Here is a 17305-nt window from a genome sequence, read left to right on the forward strand (position 1 = left end):
CCTCCGGGGCGCGCACGTTGTAAACCCCGCGGCCACGACGGTACCGCGTACACCCCGAGTTCTTCGCCCCCGCCGCCCCTACCGGACCCATCCCTACCGGGGGCTCCGCCCCCGGCCCCCGGGCGGGTTCGTCGGCTGCGGGCGGGTGGGGGCTTGGCGCGCAGTTCCCCGCGCCCCTGAAGGGGCGCCGGGGCGCGGCCCCGTGCCTCAGGGGCGCGGGGCCGCGCGATCAGCCCCACCCACCCGCAGCCGGGCAACACACCCGGGGTCCGGGGCGTGGCCCCGGGGATGAGGTGGGTAGGGGCGGCGGGGGCGAGAAACCACTACCGTTGAGCGGATGAGCACAGAGGAGCACCCCACGCCGGACCGAACCCCGGACCCCGCCCCGCAGGGCACCGCTCCGCGCTCCCTCGCGGAAGCCCTCCGCGCCCGGGACGACGCCTCCCTGTCGGCCCTCCTCCGCACCCGCCCCGACCTCATCACCCCCGTCCCCACGGACCTCACCCAGCTCGCCACCCGCGCCGGCACCCGGGCCTCGGTGGTCCGCGCCCTGGAGCGCCTGGACCGGTTCACGCTCCAGACCGCGGAGGCCCTCGCCGTCGCGTCGGAACCGGCGGCGCACGACGAACTGCTCGCACTGCTGGCGGGCGACGACAACGACCCGGCGGTCACGGCGGCGTTCCCGCGCGCTCTGGGGACGCTCCGCGAGCAGGCCCTGGTGTGGGGCCCCGACGACCGCCTGCGCCTCGTACGGACGGCGCGTGAGCTGCTCGCGCCGTCCCCCCAGCACCCGTCCCCCACCGGCCTGGGCCCGACCGTCGCCGAAGCCACGGCCGGGATGTCCCCCGGGCGTATCCAGGAGATCGTGGCCGAGGCCGGACTGCCGACCACCCACGACTCCGTCTCCGCCGTCGCGTCGCTCACCGCACTGTTCACCGACCGGGCCCGGATGTCGGCGCTCCTCGACACCGCCCCGGCCGAGGCGGTGGACGTGCTGTCCCGGCTGGTGTGGGGGCCGCCGTACGGCCAGGTGACCGCCGACCCGGCACGCCATCTGCGCTGGCTGATCGACCGCGGGCTGCTGCTGCCGACGGCGCCCGGCACGGTCGTACTGCCCCGGGAGGTCGCTCTGCATCTGCGGGCGGGCCGCGCGCACCGGGCGACGGAACCGGTGGCCCCGGCGGTCGAGTCCGCGCGGACGCACCGTCCACAGGTTGTGGACAGTGCGGCGGCGGGCCAGGCGTACACGGCGCTCGCCACCGTCGAGGAGCTGCTGAAGGACTGGCACGAGGGCGGGCCCGCCGTACTGCGCGCCGGTGGGATCAGCGTGCGGGACCTGAAACGGACGGCGGTGGCGCTGGACGTCGCGGAGCCGGTGGCCGCGTTCTGGGTGGAGCTCGCCTACGCGGCGGGACTGCTGGCCTCGGACGGGGAGGCCGACGAACGGTACGCGGCCACCCCCGCCTATGACGAGTGGCTGGAGAGGCCCGCCGCCGAACGGTGGGCCACGCTCGCCTCCGCGTGGCTGGCCGCGACCCGTACGGCGGGCCTGATCGGCGGGCGGGACACGAAGGACCGTACGTTGTCGGCGCTGGGTCCCGGCCTCGACCGCTCGGCGGCCCCCGAGGTCCGCCACCGCGTCCTCACCCTCCTCGCCACCCTGCCCGAGGGCGCCGCCGCCACCCCGGACTCGGTCCTCGCCCACCTCCAGTGGGAGCGTCCGCTGCGCGGGGACCGGAGCGCGGCCGAGGATCTGCGGACCCGGCTCGCCCGGTGGACGCTGTCCGAGTCGGAGCTGCTGGGAGTCACCGGCCGGGGCGCCCTCTCGACGCAGGGGCGGGCGCTGCTGGGGCTGCCGTCGGCGAGCGTGCGCGAGACCGGAACGCGCGCCCCCTCCGGTCCAGGCGACAAGCTCCCCGCCCACAAACACCACCGCCCCGCCGTCGAGGCCCCCCTCTCCGAAACCCCGCGCTCCCCCGCCGAGCAGGCCGCTGCCGCCGCCCACGCCGCCCGGCTCCTCGCCCCGCTGCTGCCCGAGCCCCTGGACCACGTCCTCCTCCAGGCGGACCTGACGGCCGTCGCCCCCGGCCCGCTGGAGCGGCCTCTCGCCGACACGCTCGGGGTGCTCGCGGACGTCGAGTCGAAGGGCGGGGCGACGGTCTACCGCTTCACCCCGGGGTCGGTACGGCGCGCTCTGGACGCGGGCCGGTCGGCCTCGGACCTGCACGCGTTCCTCGCGGCCCACTCCCGCACGCCCGTCCCGCAGCCGCTCGCCTATCTGATCGACGACGTGGCCCGCCGGCACGGCCATCTGCGGATCGGGGCGGCCTCGGCGTACGTCCGCTGTGACGACGACGCGCTGCTGAGCGAGATCCTCGCCGACAAGCGCTCGCAGGGACTGCGGCTGCGCCGCCTCGCACCCACCGTGCTCGCGGCCCAGGCCGACCCGGCGGCCCTGCTGGAGGGCCTGCGCTCGATGGGCTTCGCGCCCGCCGCGGAGTCCGCCGAGGGCGATGTGCTGATCACCCGCGCGCACGCCCACCGCACCCCGCCGCGCTCCGCCCCCGTGCCGGTCCCGGACGGTCCGCCGGTGCCCGACGCCACGCTCCTCGGTGCCGCGATCCGCGCCATCCGCGCCGGTGACATGGCCTCCACGACCCCGCGCAAGGACACCCAGACACCGACGCCGGGCAACAGCGAGCTGCCGCGCACCAGCTCCGCCGAGACCCTCGCCACCATGCAGGCCGCCGTCATGACCGGCGAGGCGGTGTGGATCGGGTACGTGAACGCCGAGGGCGCCGCCAGCCAGCGCGTCATCGCCCCGATCCGGGTGGAGGGCGGCTTCGTGACGGCGTACGACCACACCGCGGACGAGGTCCGCACCTATCCGTTGCACCGCGTGACGGGGGTCGCCGAGCTCGCCGACGACCAGCCGTGATCACCTCCCCTTGAGGCACACTGGACGTTTGGCCGGTCATCCGCGCGGGGTGACGGCACGCAGAAAGGGACGGGTGTGAACGGACCCCTCATCGTTCAGAGCGACAAGACCCTGCTCCTGGAAGTCGACCACGAGCAGGCCGACGCCTGCCGTCGCGCCATCGCGCCGTTCGCCGAGCTGGAGCGCGCGCCCGAGCACATCCACACCTACCGGGTGACGCCGCTCGGCCTGTGGAACGCACGGGCCGCGGGCCACGACGCCGAGCAGGTCGTCGACGCGCTCGTCGAATTCAGCCGCTACCCCGTGCCGCACGCGCTGCTCGTCGACATCGCCGAGACGATGGACCGTTACGGGCGTCTCACCCTCAGCAAGCACCCGGCCCACGGGCTGGTCCTGACCACCACCGACCGGCCCATCCTGGAGGAGATCCTGCGGTCGAAGCGGGTCATCCCGCTCGTCGGCAACCGGATCGACCCGGACACCGTGGCCGTGCACCCCTCTGAGCGCGGGCAGATCAAGCAGACGCTGCTGAAGCTGGGCTGGCCGGCCGAGGACCTCGCCGGGTACGTCGACGGGGAGGCGCACCCGATCGAGCTGGCGGAGGACGGCTGGGCGCTGCGGCCGTACCAGAAGCAGGCCGTGGAGAACTTCTGGCACGGCGGGTCGGGCGTTGTCGTCCTGCCCTGTGGAGCCGGGAAGACGCTCGTCGGCGCCGGGTCCATGGCGCAGGCCAAGGCCACCACGCTCATCCTCGTCACCAACACCGTCTCCGCCCGGCAGTGGAAGCACGAGCTGGTGAAGCGGACCTCGCTGACCGAGGACGAGATCGGCGAGTACAGCGGGACGAGGAAGGAGATCCGCCCGGTCACCATCGCCACGTACCAGGTGCTGACGACCAAGCGGAAGGGCGTCTATCCCCACCTGGAGCTGTTCGACTCCCGGGACTGGGGACTCATCGTCTACGACGAGGTGCACCTGCTGCCCGCGCCCGTCTTCAAGTTCACGGCCGATCTCCAGGCACGGCGGCGGCTGGGCCTGACCGCGACCCTGGTCCGCGAGGACGGGCGCGAGTCGGACGTCTTCTCGCTCATCGGGCCCAAGCGGTTCGACGCGCCCTGGAAGGAGATCGAGGCGCAGGGGTACATCGCGCCCGCCGACTGTGTCGAGGTCCGCGTCAACCTCACCGACGCCGAGCGGCTCGCGTACGCCACCGCCGAGACCGAGGAGAAGTACCGCTACTGCGCGACGACCGCGACGAAGCGGAAGGTGACCGAGGCGCTGGTACGGAAGTTCGCGGGACAGCAGATCCTCGTGATCGGTCAGTACATCGACCAACTCGACGAGCTGGGCGAACACTTGAACGCGCCTGTCATCAAGGGCGAGACCAGCAACGCGCAGCGGGAGAAGCTGTTCGACGCCTTCCGGGAGGGCGAGATCAGCGTGCTCGTCGTGTCGAAGGTCGCCAACTTCTCCATCGACCTGCCGGAGGCGACCGTCGCCATCCAGGTGTCGGGCACCTTCGGCTCGCGCCAGGAGGAGGCCCAGCGCCTCGGCCGCGTGCTGCGCCCGAAGGCCGACGGCCACCAGGCGCACTTCTACTCCGTCGTCGCCCGCGACACCATCGACCAGGACTTCGCCGCCCATCGGCAGCGGTTCCTGGCTGAGCAGGGGTACGCCTACCGGATCGTCGACGCGGACGAGCTCCTGGCCGACAACTGAGCCAGCAGTACCAACCCCAGCAGGGGGTACGGCGAGGCGAACGGCTGCTGCCACCAGGGCAGGCGAAGGTCCAGATCGCCCTGGTGCGGGACCAGCCAGAGGGTGCGGGCCGCGAAGACCACGGCGGTGGCGGCGGCCGCGCGCGGGCCGCGTTCGGCGTACAGCACGGCGATCAGCGGGACGCACCACACCCAGTGGTGCGACCAGCTGATGGGTGAGATCAGCAGGGCCGTGAGGGCGGTGACGAGGACGCCCTGGCGGTCGGTGCGCGCGCGGCGGGCCAGCCACAGTCCCGTCGCCGCGACGGCCAGCGCGGGTACGGCCCACAGCAAACCCGGTGCCGGGTCCCCCAGCGCCCGCGCGATCAGCCCCTGCAGCGACTGGTTGTCGACGATCCACACCTTGCCGACGCGGCCGGTCTCGTGGAGCCGCCGGGTCCAGAAGTCGACGCTCGCGGCGGGAAGGGCGAGCGCTCCCAGGACTACGGTCCCGGCGAAGGCCGCCAGGGCGGTGGCCGCTTCCCGTCGCCGGCCCCTGAGCACCAGATACGCCACGAAGACGGCGGGGGTCAGTTTCACCCCGGCCGCGATGCCGAGGGCGATGCCCTTGCCGGGGGCGCCGGGCGGCCGTGTCAGGTCCCAGAGGATCAGGCAGGCGACGGCGAGGTTGATCTGGCCGAAGAGCACGGTCTGGAAGACGGGTTCGAGCCACAGGGCGAGCGCGGTGGCGGCACAGAGCGCGGGCAGCCGCGTCGGCAGGCCCGCGAGACGGCAGGAGAGCCGGACCAGCACGGCCAGCAGGGCCACGTTCCCGGCGACGCAGGCCGCCTTGAGGACGGACAGCGGGAGCCAGGCCAGCGGGACGAAGAGGACCGCCGCGAAGGGCGGGTACGTGGCGGGCAGCTGCCACTCGGTGACAGTGAACCCGTAGAGATCCGTGCCGTGGACGACGGCCGCACCCTCGGCCCGGTAGACGAGCGCGTCGGCCATCGGGGTGCGCCGGAGAAGACACAGCGCGGCGAACGCGGTGAGGGAAGCGGCAGGCAGGAGGAGGGGCAGAAGAGACGCGGGGAAGCGGGAGACGGAGAAACGGGGGACGAAGGACGGGAGAACTTCGCCGAGTGAGCGATTGGTCACGTTCCGCTGAAGCACGGGGTGACCCTAGTGCCGGGACGGTTCACCCCGGCGGACGGCTCACCGGCGTCGTACGCCCGCCTCCTCCTCGTACTCCCCGAGGAGCACCACGCCGAACGCCGCGCCCACGAAGACCTTGACGGCGTGCAGGGCGTCGCCGACACGGTGGCGGTGGTGGGCGGCGGAGAAGGCGGTCGCGCCACGAGCGGCGGGACCGCGCTGGGAAGGGCCTGGGGTGAAGGTTGCTGCGCTCATGTATCCATGATGGAATGCGCGCCCCCTTATGGCGTCGGCCTATGGACCGAACCTCGGCGACCCCTCGTACGCCTCCAGGCCTCTGCGTGTACGCCTCACGACGGACGGCGACCCCTAGGGATATGGGGGTTGGGAGCTGCTGCCGCTGGAGTGCACTCGAGTTCGTTCTGGTGAGCGGGAGCGAGTGCCGGTGGGATGCGTCGCGTCACGCGCCGGGAGGGAACCGGTGTTCTTCTGTCGAATGCGTGACCTCTGCGAGTGGAGCTCGTTGGACGTGGTGACGGGATCTTCGGGTGCGGCCGGGCGGAGGGCGGAGGGGTGGGGTGGGCGGGCTGAGGAAGGCGGCAGAGTCGTTCGTCGCGTCCGGTCCGACCGGTGTGGCGGTCCGTACCCGGCTCAAGCTCCTGGCGCCTGGGGACGACAAGGTGCTGCGGCTGGTCGGCGCGTATCTGGGGTCGCTCGCTGCGAAGGATCTTGCGGCGCGGTGCCGTGACGGTCTGGAGCATTCCGCCGACATCTGGGCGGCCCGCAAGCGCGAGCTGACGCCTCTGTCGTCGTCACGTTGGGCGGGCAGTATCACGAAGGCGTCGCACGACCAGTGGGCGTTGGCCCGCCGCTGTCAGCCGGCGCACGTCCAGGGCCTGGAAGTCGGCATCAAAACCGTCATGCACCGGCTGTCCCTGCCCCTCGGGCAGAAGGGCTCCAAAAAGTCGCCCGGGGGTTACCGGTCGAAGCGGGAGTGGCATGCCAAGGCGCGTCGCCTGCATGTGCTGGAAGACCGGCTGGCCGCCGAGCGGGCCGACCGCGAAGCCGGACTCGTGCACGTCGTACGCGGCGGCAAGCGCCTGGCCCGCATCCGGCACCACCTGGATGCCGCCCAGCTGACCGAGGACCAGTGGCGTGAACTCTGGGAGGCCGAGCGCTGGTTCCTCGCCGCCGACGGAGAGTCCGGCAAGCGCTACGGCAACGAGACCATCCGCGTCAGCCCCGACGGCGAGGTGAGCATCAAACTCCCCGCGCCGCCTGCGCGTCTGGCGAACGCCGGGCACGGCCGGTACATCCTCGCCTGCCAGGTCAGGTTCCCGCACCGGGGCACCGAGTGGGCCGACCGCGTCGAGGCCAATCGTGCCGTGGCCTACCGCGTTCATCTGGACGTGGGCCGGGACCGCTGGTACCTGACCGCTTCCTGGCAGATCCCGCCCACCCCAGCCATCCCCATCCGTGCCGCGCTCGCCGGCGGCGTGATCGGCGTGGACATGAACGCTGACCACCTCGCCGCCTGGCGACTGGACGTCCACGGCAACCCCATCGGTGCCCCGCGCCGTTTCTTCTACGCCCTGTCCGGCAGCGCCACCCACCGCGACGCCCAGGTCCGCCACGCCCTCACCCGGCTGCTGCACTGGGTCCGGGCCTGCGGCGTAAAGGCGATCGCGATCGAAGACCTGGACTTCACGGCGGACAAGACCCGCGAGAAGCACGGCCGCCGGAAGCGGTTCCGACAGGTCATCTCCGGCATGCCCACCGGGAGACTCCGCGCCCGGCTGACCTCGATGGCCGACCAGACGGGCATCGCCATCATCGCCGTGGACCCCGCCTACACCTCCCGCTGGGGAGCCCAGCACTGGCAGAAGCCTCTCACCAGCAGCAACCGTAAGACGACTCGCCACGACGCGGCAGCGGTGGCGATCGGAAGGCGCGCTCAGGGACACCCGACCCGGCGACGGGCGGCACCGCCCCCGCACGACCAGAGTGATCGTGCGGGGCATCGGACCGTCCAGGCCCGACCGGAGGTCTCTGGGTGCGAGGGAACCCGCCCCCGCATTCCCGGATCACGGACACGATCCGTACCGCCCGGACGCGGAGCGAACGCGGGAGCCCAGTGTGCCCAACACCGTCCGGGGCACGCGGCTGAGCACGGGTCCTGGCAACAGGACTCACTCCCGCTCAGTCTTTAGGAACGGTCGCATCCCTGATGCCGCGCGCCGCGAACGATGCCGCGGAAAAGGGTTGGCCCGGACCTCCTCCCCTGACCTAGAATCTCCGCTCTTGCCCGCCTCCCTCGACGGAGTGCCGCTGCCCGGACGGAAACCGGACGGCATCCAACGGCTCGACCGCCGTACCCACTCACACGCAGCAGGTCTTCCGGAGGCACCACGTTGTCCACCCCACCCGCCCAGGACCCCCTCTCCCGCGAGCGCGCCCACCTCGGCTCGTCCCGCGCGGCACTGCGCGCGATGCGCGAGGACGTGGAGAACCTCGACATCACGGACGTCACCGCGAACTGGGTGAACGCCGCGGTCCTCCAGCACCAGATCGACGAGCGGATCAAGGCCCTCGCCGACCTCAGCCACACCCCGCTGTTCTTCGGCCGCCTCGACTATCTGCACGCGCCCGGCGCCGACAAGGCGGAGGGCGCGGAGGGCGAGCGTTTCTACATCGGGCGCCGGCATGTGCACGACGCCGAGGGCGACCCGATGGTCATCGACTGGCGCGCCCCGGTGTCGCAGCCGTTCTACCGGGCCTCGAAGAAGGACCCGATGGACGTCGGACTGCGCCGCCGCTTCGGGTACACCAGCGGCGACCTCACGGCGTACGAGGACGAGCACCTGTCCGACCCCTCCGAGGCCGCGGCGACCAGCAAGCTGCTCCAGCAGGAGATCGAGCGCCCGCGCGTGGGCCCGATGCGGGACATCGTGGCGACCATCCAGCCGGAGCAGGACGAGATCGTACGGTCGGGTCTCGCGGGCTCCGTCTGTGTGCAGGGCGGCCCCGGCACCGGGAAGACGGCCGTCGGCCTGCACCGCGTCGCCTACCTCCTCTACGCCCACCGGGAGCGGCTGGCCCGCACCGGCACCCTGGTCATCGGGCCGAACAAGTCCTTCCTGCACTACATCGAGCAGGTGCTGCCCGCGCTGGGCGAGCTCGAGGTCAAGCAGGCGACGGTCGACGACCTCGTCGCGCATGTGGAGGTACGCGGGACGGACGACGCGACCGCCGCCGTCGTCAAGGGCGACGCCCGGATGGCCGAGGTGCTGCGCCGGGCCGTCCGCTCGCATGTGACGCTCCCGACCGAGGGCGTCGTGGTCGTGCGCGGATCGCGGCGCTGGCGTGTCCCGGCGTACGAACTCGAGACGATCGTCGGGGAGTTGCTGGACCGCGACATCCGGTACGGCGCCGCCCGCGAGGCCCTTCCGCAGCGGATCGCGCACGCCGTGCTGGTCCAGATGGAACGCTCGGGCGAGGCACCGGACGACCGGGTGCAGGACGCCGTGGCCCGCAACACCGCGGTGAAGGCGGCCGTCAAGGCGATCTGGCCGCCGGTCGACCCCGCCAAGCTGGTCCTTCGTCTGCTCACCGACGCCGACTTCCTGGCCGTCCACGCGGACGGCATCCTCGACGAGGACGAACAGAAGGAGATCCTCTGGTCGAAGCCGGTGCGGTCGGTGAAGTCGGCCAAGTGGTCGCCCGCCGACGCCGTGCTGATCGACGAGGCCACCGATCTCGTCCAGCGCACCCACTCCCTCGGCCATGTCGTGCTCGACGAGGCGCAGGATCTGTCGCCGATGCAGTACCGGGCGGTGGGGCGGCGCTGCACGACGGGTTCGGCGACCGTGCTCGGTGATCTCGCCCAGGGCACGACCCCCTGGGCGACGCGGAGTTGGGACGAGGCGCTCGCGCACCTCGGCAAGGGGGAAGCGGTGATCGAGGAGCTGACCGCCGGTTTCCGCGTCCCCACCGACGTCATCACCTACGCCTCCCGACTGCTGCCGCACATCGCGCCGGGCCTGACCCCGGTGGCGTCGGTCCGTGAGAACCCGGGCTTCTTCGAGGTGCGGCCGACAACCACCGACGAGCAGGTCGTGGACGCCTGCGAGGAGTTGCTGCGCAACGAGGGTTCGGTCGGCCTCATCGCCGCCGACGCCCGGATCCCGGCGCTGACCGAGGCGCTGACGGCGGCGGGCCTGACGTACCTGGGCCCCGGCGAGGAGACGACGGCTCAGACCCGCCTCACCCTTGTCCCCGCCTCCCTCGCCAAGGGCCTGGAGTACGACTACGTGGTCCTGGACGAGCCGCAGGCCGTGGTCGACGGCGAGCCGGACGAACGGACCGGACTGCGCCGCCTGTACGTGGCCCTGACCCGAGCGGTCTCGGGTCTGACCGTCACCCACGCGGCCCCGCTGCCGCAGCAACTGGCCTAGTCGGGCGGGCCCTTTGCCGGCCGCTACGCGTCCAGGGCCTGCCGCCACTCCCGTACGGCCGCCACCGCCACCGGCCCGTCCCATCCGCCGGGCCGGGCCGCTCCACCGATGTGGAAGGCGTCGATCCGCGCGGCCCTCAACCGAGGAACATGATCGAGACGCAGCCCGCCGCCCACCATGATCCGGGGCTCGTAACCGGGTTCGGTGCGGCGGGCGGCCTCGGCGAGGAGGGTCGGGAAACCGTCGTCCACGCCGTCCGGGGAACCCGCCGTGAGGTACGCGTCCAGGCCCGGCAGGTCCGCGAGCTGCTTGCGCAGGGAGTCGCGGTCGGCGGCGCGGTCGATCGCGCGGTGGAACGTCCAGGGGCAGCCGTCCAGTTCCGCGACGATCCGCTCCACGGCGGACAGGTCGGGACCGCCGTGCTCGTCGAGGAAACCGAGCACGAACTCGTCCGCGCCGGCGGCCCGCATCTCCCCCGCGAGCCGTACGAGCGCGTCGACGTCCTTGGCGCCGCCCGCCGCGAAGCCGTCCGCCCGCCTCAGCATCACGCGCAGCGAGATGTCGACGGCGGAGCGGATCCCGACGAAGGTCTCCACCGCCGGGGTGAGCCCGTCGGCGGCCATGTCGGTGACCAGCTCCAGCCGGTCGGCGCCTCCGGCCTGGGCGGCGACCGCGTCCTCCACACCGAGGGCGATCACCTCCAGAACTGCACGCTTGCGCTCGCTCATGGGGCCTCTTCCTCTGGGGCGGCTACAGGTCTAGTCCAATCTCAGGGTACGCCGCGCCGACCGACCACCGCGAGAAGGCCTCGCCCTTTACCGGGACACATCACCGGGGCTCCGCCCCGAATCCCCCGCCCACGCGAATTCGTTCGCCTGCGGGACGGCGGTGGCCGATCGCGCAGTTCCCCGCGCCCCCCCAGGCGGGGCTCCGCCCCGATGCCCCGCCCTCGCCGGGTGCTTCGGCTGCGGGACGGTGGGGGCTTGTCGCGCAGTTCCCCGCGCCCCTGGAAGCCTCGGCTCGGTCGGCGTTCGAGGGACCCCTGTTCCCGGGGGCAACACACGCTAGGGCCTGTCCGGCGGATCATGCCGGAGACGCGGGGCTTGGTGCGCACATCTGCCACGTTGTCGTCGGTCGCCGGTGCTCATGAGGTACCGACGCTTCCCTCCGGCCTGCTCCGCCGGACAGGCCCTAGGGGCCGAGCAGCCCAAGCGGGAGAATCGACGCATGCCCGACCTCGACGCGCTGCGCACCCGCTGGTCCCATGCCCTCGACGGCGCCCGCTCCCCCGGCGGCCCCGACCCCGCCCCGTACGCGGACAACCTCCTCGCCCGCTGGCAGGAGCCACAGCGCCGCTACCACACCCTCGCGCACCTCACCGCGGTCCTCGACCACATCGACGTACTGGAGGAGTACGCGGACGACCCCGCCCTCGTCCGCCTCGCCGCCTGGTTCCACGACGCCGTCTACCTCCCCGACCGTTCCGAGAACGAGGAACGCTCCGCCCGCCTCGCCGAACGCGCCCTGCCCGAGGCCGGGGTGGGAGAGGAGAAGTCAGCCGAGGTCGGGCGTCTCGTCCGGCTCACCGTCACCCACGCCCCGACCGACGACGACCGCAACGGCCGGGTCCTCTGCGACGCCGACCTCGCGATCCTCGCCTCGATCCCCGACACCTACGCCGCCTACACCGCCGCCGTCCGCGAGGAGTACGCCTTCGTCCCGGACGAGGCGTTCCGGGCGGGCCGGGCAGCCGTACTGCGTCAACTCCTCGACCTGCCACGGCTGTTCAGGACGCCGTACGGAACACGGGAGTGGGAGGAGCGGGCCCGGGAGAACATCCGGCACGAGCTCGCCCACCTCGCCGAAGCCACGCCGGACGCACCGAACCCACCCCGGAAGACCGCCAAGTGAGCCGCCCCAGTCGGCCGCCCGGCCCCCGCATGCCCCTCGCCGTCCACATCCTCGCCCTCTCCGTCTTCGCCCTCGGGACCAGCGAGTTCATGCTCTCGGGACTCCTGCCGCCCATCGCCGACGACATGGGTGTCACGATTCCGCAGGCGGGCCTGCTCATATCGGCGTTCGCCATAGGCATGGTCGTCGGCGCGCCGCTGCTCGCCGTGGCCACCCTCCGCCTCCCCCGCCGTACCACCCTCGTCTCGCTCATCGCCGTCTTCGGGCTCGGCCAGATCGCCGGCGCGCTGGCGCCGACGTACGCCGTGCTCTTCGCCTCCAGGATCGTCAGCGCCCTCGCCTGTGCGGGCTTCTGGGCCGTGGGCGCGGCGGTGGCCATCGCGATGGTCCCGGTGACCGCCCGGGCCCGCGCGCTCGCGGTGATGATCGGCGGTCTGTCGATCGCGAACGTGCTCGGGGTCCCGGTCGGTGCCTTCCTCGGCGAGCATCTCGGCTGGCGGTCCGCGTTCTGGGCCGTCGGCGCGGCCTCGGCGATCGCCCTGGTCGGGGTCGTCACCCTCATCCCCCGCATCCCGCTCCCCGACGAGAAGCCGCAGCTCAGGCGGGAAGTCTCCATCTACCGTGACGCGCAGGTCTGGCTCACCGTCGCACTCGTGATGCTCGCCGCGGGCGGCGTCTTCTGCACGTTCAGCTATCTCTCACCGCTGCTCACGGATGTCGCCGGGCTCGACAACGGCTGGGTGCCGAGCGTGCTCGCGCTCTTCGGGGTCGGGGCGCTGATCGGTACGACGGTCGGCGGGCGGGTCGCCGACGCGCACCTCTTCGGGGTGCTCCTCTCCGGCACCGCGGCCTCGACCACCGTCCTCGTGGCGCTCGCGCTCCTGGGGCAGTACGCGATCGCGGCCGTGGCTCTCTCCTTCCTCCTCGGCGTCACCTGCTTCTTCACCGCCCCGGCGCTCAACGCCCGGCTCTTCAACCTCGCCGGGGCCGCCCCCACCCTGGCCGGTGCCACCACCACGGCCGCCTTCAACCTCGGCAACACCGGCGGCCCCTGGGTCGGCGGCACGGTCATAGACGCGGGTCTCGGCTACCCGGCGACGGCCTGGGCGGGCGCTGCCATGACGCTGACGGGCCTGGGGGTGGCCGCGGTCTCGCTGCGCCTCCAGCGCCGTACCCGGGCCTCCCGCGTGGTGGTGTCCATGAACAAGAAGGCCGAAAAGTCCGACAGGACCAACAATCCAGTACGTAACGACGTCTGACCGCGCCTATCCTCAGCCGCATGCGATCCGTGGGTGGGGACCAGGTGGAGGAAGCCGTCGCGGGGGCCGTCGCGCTGTTGCGGGCGGTGGCCGGGCGGGACTGGGACGGCGTCGGGGCGGGCCGTCTCGAGTGGAGCTGCCGCAGGACCGCCGAGCACATCGCGGACGATCTCCTCGCGTACGCGGGCCAGTTGGCGGGGCGGGCCACCACGGCGTACGTGCCCTTCGAGATCACCCTGGACGACGGCACCGACAACGCGGGCGTCGTCGACGTGATCGAGACGACCGGCGCCCTGCTCGCCGCCGCCGTGCGCACCGCGCCGCGTGAGGTGCGTGCCTTCCACCCGTACCCGTTCCGCAGCGCGAACCGGGAGGGCTTCGCCGCGATGGGTGTCACCGAGGTGCTGCTGCACACGCATGACATCGCGCAGGGTCTCGGGGTCGCCTACGAGCCGCCGGCCGAGCTCTGCGCGGACGTCCTCACCCGGATCTTTCCGCACGTCAGGCCGGGGTTCGACCCGTGGCCCACCCTCCTGTGGGCGACCGGCCGCGGCGAGCTGCCCGGCCGCGCTCCGCTCACCGAGTGGCACTGGAGCAACAACCTGGTGATCGAGGCCGGACGGCTCACGCTCCAGGGAGTCACCCCGGCGGCCGCCGCCGATCTGCGCGCGGGCGGCACCGGCGGCTTCGAGTGGATCGAGGGCGGCCCCTTCGACGGCACGCGGGACGCCGCCGGAATGGTCCTGAAGGCGTACGAGAGCGGGGTGCACCGCCCGGAGTGGGGCATGTTCGTGCTCGTACGGACCGAGGACGGCCGGGCGGTCGGCGCGATGGGCTTCCACGGCGCCCCCGACGAGGACGGCCGCGCGGAAGTCGGCTACGACCTCGCCGAGAACGCCCGCGGCCACGGCTACGCGACCGAGGCCCTGCGCGCCCTGGCCGCCTGGGCCCTCGCCCACGACGAGCTCGACATCCTCTTCGCGGCCATAGAGCGGACCAACGCACCCTCCCAGCGGGTCATCGCGCGCGCCGGATTCACCCGGGTGAGCGAGGACGAGCAGGAGTACGCGTACGAGCTGCGCGCGCAGGATCCCTCGCTGCGGGTGTACGCCCGTACGGACTGACCTCCGCCCACCGCGGTGGGCGGACCGGTCCTCCTACCGGCCGACGTACTTGCGCCGGCGCAACCCCGCCCCGTACAGCAGCCGCACCACCTCGCGGCTGCTGACCTCCACCGCCCCGGCGCGCACGGCGTCCGCGTACCGGTGGGAGGGCAGGTCGTAGTGGTCGCGCTCGAAGGCACGCGGAGGTACACCCAAGTCCGCGGCGAACAGGTGCAGTTCGTCGTACGAGACGTCGCTGACCAGGTGCGACCAGAGCCGCCCGTGCCCCGGCCAGGCGGGTGGGTCGATGTAGACGGTCACGAGGACGGCGTCTCGCCGGTCGCCGACCCCAGGCATCCCACCGACGCGACCTTCACGCCCGCCTTGTGGCAGACCCAGTGCGGGTCGGGCCCGAGCTCCGGCTCGACGTCGAGGGCGTGCGGGTCGCCCGAGCCGCAGACCGGACACAGCGGCCACCGCCCGTACCGCTCCAGCAACGCGTCCTGTACGTCCTGGGCGACGAGCCCGGCCACATAGCCGACGCCCTCCGGCCACTGTTCGACCCACCATCGGCGCTGTACCACCGAGTCCTCGACGAGCGAGACGACATCCGCCTCGGCGACCTCACGCGCGACGAGATCGGCGAGAACGAGGGCGCGGGCCGCGTGCAACGCCTGCTCCAAGGGGCTGACGGGATGGCTGGTGGGGTCCATGCACCCATTGTGCGCACCCTTGACCGCATACCCCAGCAGAAAATATCTTTCACAAGTGACCCACAACGTGAAGGAAATTTTCGCCGGTGAGGCTCCGCCCGCTCCCGCCGCCCTCGCGGCCAAGGTGCGGACGCTCGCCCCGTCGATGACCCGCTCCATGCAACGGGTCGCCGAAGCCGTCGCCGGCGACCCCGCCGGCTGCGCGGCCCTCACGGTCACCGGCCTCGCCGAGCTCACCGGCACCAGCGAGGCCACGGTCGTGCGCACCGCCCGCCTCCTGGGCTACCCGGGCTACCGCGACCTGCGCCTCGCGCTCGCCGGCCTCGCCGCCCAGCAGCAGTCGGGCCGCGCCCCCGCCGTCACCGCGGACATCGCGGTCGACGACCCCATCGCGGACGTCGTCGCGAAACTCGCGTACGACGAGCAGCAAACCCTCGCCGACACCGCGGCGGGGCTCGACACGGTCCAGTTGGGCGCGGCCGTCACCGCGCTCGCCGCCGCCCGCCGGATCGACATCTACGGCGTCGGCGCGTCCGGCCTCGTCGCCCAGGACCTGGCCCAGAAGCTGCTGCGCATCGGACTCATAGCCCACCCGCACAGCGATCCGCACCTCGCCGTCACCAACGCGGTGCAGCTGCGGGCCAAGGACGTGGCGATCGCGATCACCCACTCCGGCTCGACGGGCGACGTCATCGAGCCGCTGCGGGTCGCCTTCGAACGCGGGGCGACGACGGTCGCGATCACCGGCCGCCCGGACGGGCCCGTCACGCAGTACGCCGATCACATACTCACCACGTCCACGGCCCGCGAGAGCGAGCTGCGTCCCGCGGCGATGTCGTCGCGCACCAGCCAGTTGCTGGTGGTGGACTGTCTGTTCGTGGGGGTCGCCCAGCGGACGTACGAGACGGCGGCGCCGGCGCTGTCCGCGTCGTACGAGGCGCTGGCGCACCGCCACAGTCCTCGGGGCCGTATGCGCTAGCGCTCCGCGGGAAGCCGTGGCTGGATGTAGGAGCCGAGACTGGATGTAGTCGTCACGCTGCGGGCCCGTTGTGGCTGGTCGCGCAGTTCCCCGCGCCCCTGAGGGGCGCGCCTTCACCACCCAGCACTGGAAAGAGCCGTTCGTCATGACCTCCTCCACCGCCGACGCCTCCTCCAACCACCGTTCCCTGCGGGACGAGTTGGAGACGTTGACCACTGAGGCGTTCCGTCCCGAGCTGTCCGAGATCGACCGGCTGTCGACGCTGGAGATCGCGAAGATCATGAACGCCGAGGACGCGACCGTGCCGACGGCCGTCGCGACCCAGCTACCCCGTATCGCCGCCGCGATCGACGCCGTGGCCGAGCGCATGTCCCGTGGCGGTCGGCTGATCTACGCGGGCGCGGGCACCGCGGGACGCCTCGGCGTGCTGGACGCCTCCGAGTGTCCGCCCACCTTCAACACCGACCCGTCCGAGGTCGTGGGCCTGATCGCGGGCGGCCCGAGCGCCATGGTCACCTCGGTCGAGGGCGCCGAGGACTCCAAGGAGCTGGCCGAGGCCGACCTGAAGGAGCTCTCCCTGACCCCCGACGACACGGTGGTCGGCGTCTCCGCCTCCGGCCGCACCCCGTACGCCGTCGGCGCGGTCGAACACGCCCGCGCGCGCGGCGCGTTGACGATCGGCCTGTCCTGCAACGCGCACAGCGCGCTGGCCGCCGCGGCCGAGCACGGCATCGAGATCGTCGTCGGGCCCGAGCTGCTGACCGGCTCGACCCGCCTCAAGGCGGGCACGGCCCAGAAACTCGTCCTGAACATGCTCTCGACGATCACGATGATCCGTCTCGGCAAGACGTACGGGAACCTGATGGTCGACGTCCGCGCCTCGAACGAGAAGCTGCGGGCCCGCTCCCGCCGTATCGTCGCCCTCGCGACCGGCGCCTCGGACGAGGAGATCGAACAGGCCCTCGCGGCCACCGACGGCGAGGTGAAGAACGCCATCCTCACCATCCTCGGCGGCGTGGACGGGCCCACGGCGGCCCGCCTTCTGGAGGAGAGCGACGGCCATCTGCGCGCGGCGCTCGCCGCATCGACGGGCTGA

At 72.6% G+C, this 17305-nt stretch carries 13 protein-coding genes and 1 pseudogene; 9 read left to right on the top strand and 5 right to left on the bottom strand.

Annotation, left to right across the window (positions count from 1 at the left end):
• Positions 1–337 precede the first annotated feature (337 nt).
• On the top strand, positions 338–2938 hold the full coding sequence (locus tag AAFF41_RS22655; protein ID WP_343324537.1) for a helicase-associated domain-containing protein: 2601 nt from the start codon (positions 338–340) through the stop codon (positions 2936–2938).
• A gap of 75 nt (positions 2939–3013) precedes the next feature.
• Positions 3014–4657 (top strand): DNA repair helicase XPB, encoded by a 1644-nt coding sequence (locus tag AAFF41_RS22660; RefSeq protein ID WP_343324538.1) that lies wholly within the window; start codon positions 3014–3016, stop codon positions 4655–4657.
• On the opposite strand, the gene AAFF41_RS22665 is transcribed toward AAFF41_RS22660, so the two are convergent.
• Positions 4615–5703 carry a glycosyltransferase 87 family protein gene (locus tag AAFF41_RS22665; protein ID WP_425526249.1) on the bottom strand — a complete coding sequence of 363 codons (1089 nt, stop codon included), beginning with the start codon at positions 5701–5703 and terminating at the stop codon, positions 4615–4617. The two genes, AAFF41_RS22660 and AAFF41_RS22665, sit on opposite strands and share 43 nt — an antisense overlap.
• A 147-nt stretch (positions 5704–5850) precedes the next feature.
• Positions 5851–6045 carry a hypothetical protein gene (locus AAFF41_RS22670; RefSeq protein WP_054235163.1) on the bottom strand — a complete coding sequence of 65 codons (195 nt, stop codon included), beginning with the start codon at positions 6043–6045 and terminating at the stop codon, positions 5851–5853.
• 323 nt (positions 6046–6368) lie between these two features.
• Here AAFF41_RS22670 and AAFF41_RS22675 point away from each other — a divergent pair.
• A pseudogene (locus tag AAFF41_RS22675) lies at positions 6369–8000 on the top strand (IS200/IS605 family accessory protein TnpB-related protein).
• Positions 8001–8201: 201 nt separating this feature from the next.
• On the top strand, positions 8202–10244 hold the full coding sequence (locus AAFF41_RS22680; RefSeq protein ID WP_319748739.1) for a HelD family protein: 2043 nt from the start codon (positions 8202–8204) through the stop codon (positions 10242–10244).
• Between the two features lie 23 nt (positions 10245–10267).
• Here AAFF41_RS22680 and AAFF41_RS22685 read toward each other — a convergent pair whose 3' ends face one another.
• Positions 10268–10972: a copper homeostasis protein CutC gene (locus AAFF41_RS22685; RefSeq protein WP_319748738.1), complete on the bottom strand. Its 705-nt coding sequence runs from the start codon at positions 10970–10972 to the stop codon at positions 10268–10270.
• Positions 10973–11471: 499 nt separating this feature from the next.
• On the opposite strand from AAFF41_RS22685, the gene AAFF41_RS22690 reads away from it, so the two are divergent.
• Genes AAFF41_RS22690 through AAFF41_RS22700 form a run of 3 tightly spaced genes read left to right on the top strand, consistent with a single transcriptional unit; the run spans position 11472 to position 14538 of the window.
• Entirely contained in the window at positions 11472–12155 is a 684-nt protein-coding gene (locus AAFF41_RS22690) for an HD domain-containing protein (RefSeq protein WP_343324540.1), read from the top strand.
• Between the two features lie 29 nt (positions 12156–12184).
• Positions 12185–13414 (top strand): Cmx/CmrA family chloramphenicol efflux MFS transporter, encoded by a 1230-nt coding sequence (locus AAFF41_RS22695; RefSeq protein ID WP_343326334.1) that lies wholly within the window; start codon positions 12185–12187, stop codon positions 13412–13414.
• A 20-nt stretch (positions 13415–13434) separates the two neighbouring features.
• A complete protein-coding gene (locus tag AAFF41_RS22700; protein ID WP_343324541.1) occupies positions 13435–14538 on the top strand; it encodes a GNAT family N-acetyltransferase in 1104 nt (367 codons plus the stop codon).
• A 33-nt stretch (positions 14539–14571) separates the two neighbouring features.
• On the opposite strand, the gene AAFF41_RS22705 is transcribed toward AAFF41_RS22700, so the two are convergent.
• Positions 14572–14838, bottom strand: coding sequence for a DUF4031 domain-containing protein (locus AAFF41_RS22705; RefSeq protein WP_054235190.1), 267 nt, complete (start codon positions 14836–14838; stop codon positions 14572–14574).
• A complete protein-coding gene (locus AAFF41_RS22710) occupies positions 14835–15230 on the bottom strand; it encodes a hypothetical protein (RefSeq protein ID WP_319748735.1) in 396 nt (131 codons plus the stop codon). The genes AAFF41_RS22705 and AAFF41_RS22710 overlap by 4 nt, the downstream gene beginning before the upstream one ends.
• A gap of 55 nt (positions 15231–15285) precedes the next feature.
• On the opposite strand from AAFF41_RS22710, the gene AAFF41_RS22715 reads away from it, so the two are divergent.
• Positions 15286–16209 carry a MurR/RpiR family transcriptional regulator gene (locus AAFF41_RS22715; protein ID WP_054235156.1) on the top strand — a complete coding sequence of 308 codons (924 nt, stop codon included), beginning with the start codon at positions 15286–15288 and terminating at the stop codon, positions 16207–16209.
• Positions 16210–16354: 145 nt separating this feature from the next.
• Entirely contained in the window at positions 16355–17305 is a 951-nt protein-coding gene (gene murQ / locus AAFF41_RS22720) for an N-acetylmuramic acid 6-phosphate etherase (RefSeq protein WP_343324542.1), read from the top strand.

Origin of the sequence: Streptomyces mirabilis, from assembly GCF_039503195.1 — a bacterium.
GTDB lineage: Bacteria > Actinomycetota > Actinomycetes > Streptomycetales > Streptomycetaceae > Streptomyces > Streptomyces mirabilis_D.

Excerpts from the sequence above, each read along its gene's own strand:
- AAFF41_RS22655 (WP_343324537.1), top strand. The coding sequence starts at position 338 with ATGAGCACAGAGGAGCACCCCACGCCGGACCGAACCCCGGACCCCGCC.
- AAFF41_RS22670 (WP_054235163.1), bottom strand. The coding sequence starts at position 6,045 with ATGAGCGCAGCAACCTTCACCCCAGGCCCTTCCCAGCGCGGTCCCGCC.
- AAFF41_RS22685 (WP_319748738.1), bottom strand. The coding sequence starts at position 10,972 with ATGAGCGAGCGCAAGCGTGCAGTTCTGGAGGTGATCGCCCTCGGTGTG.
- murQ (WP_343324542.1), top strand. The coding sequence starts at position 16,355 with ATGACCTCCTCCACCGCCGACGCCTCCTCCAACCACCGTTCCCTGCGG.
- AAFF41_RS22690 (WP_343324540.1), top strand. The coding sequence starts at position 11,472 with ATGCCCGACCTCGACGCGCTGCGCACCCGCTGGTCCCATGCCCTCGAC.
- AAFF41_RS22695 (WP_343326334.1), top strand. The coding sequence starts at position 12,185 with ATGCCCCTCGCCGTCCACATCCTCGCCCTCTCCGTCTTCGCCCTCGGG.
- AAFF41_RS22700 (WP_343324541.1), top strand. The coding sequence starts at position 13,435 with ATGCGATCCGTGGGTGGGGACCAGGTGGAGGAAGCCGTCGCGGGGGCC.
- AAFF41_RS22710 (WP_319748735.1), bottom strand. The coding sequence starts at position 15,230 with ATGGACCCCACCAGCCATCCCGTCAGCCCCTTGGAGCAGGCGTTGCAC.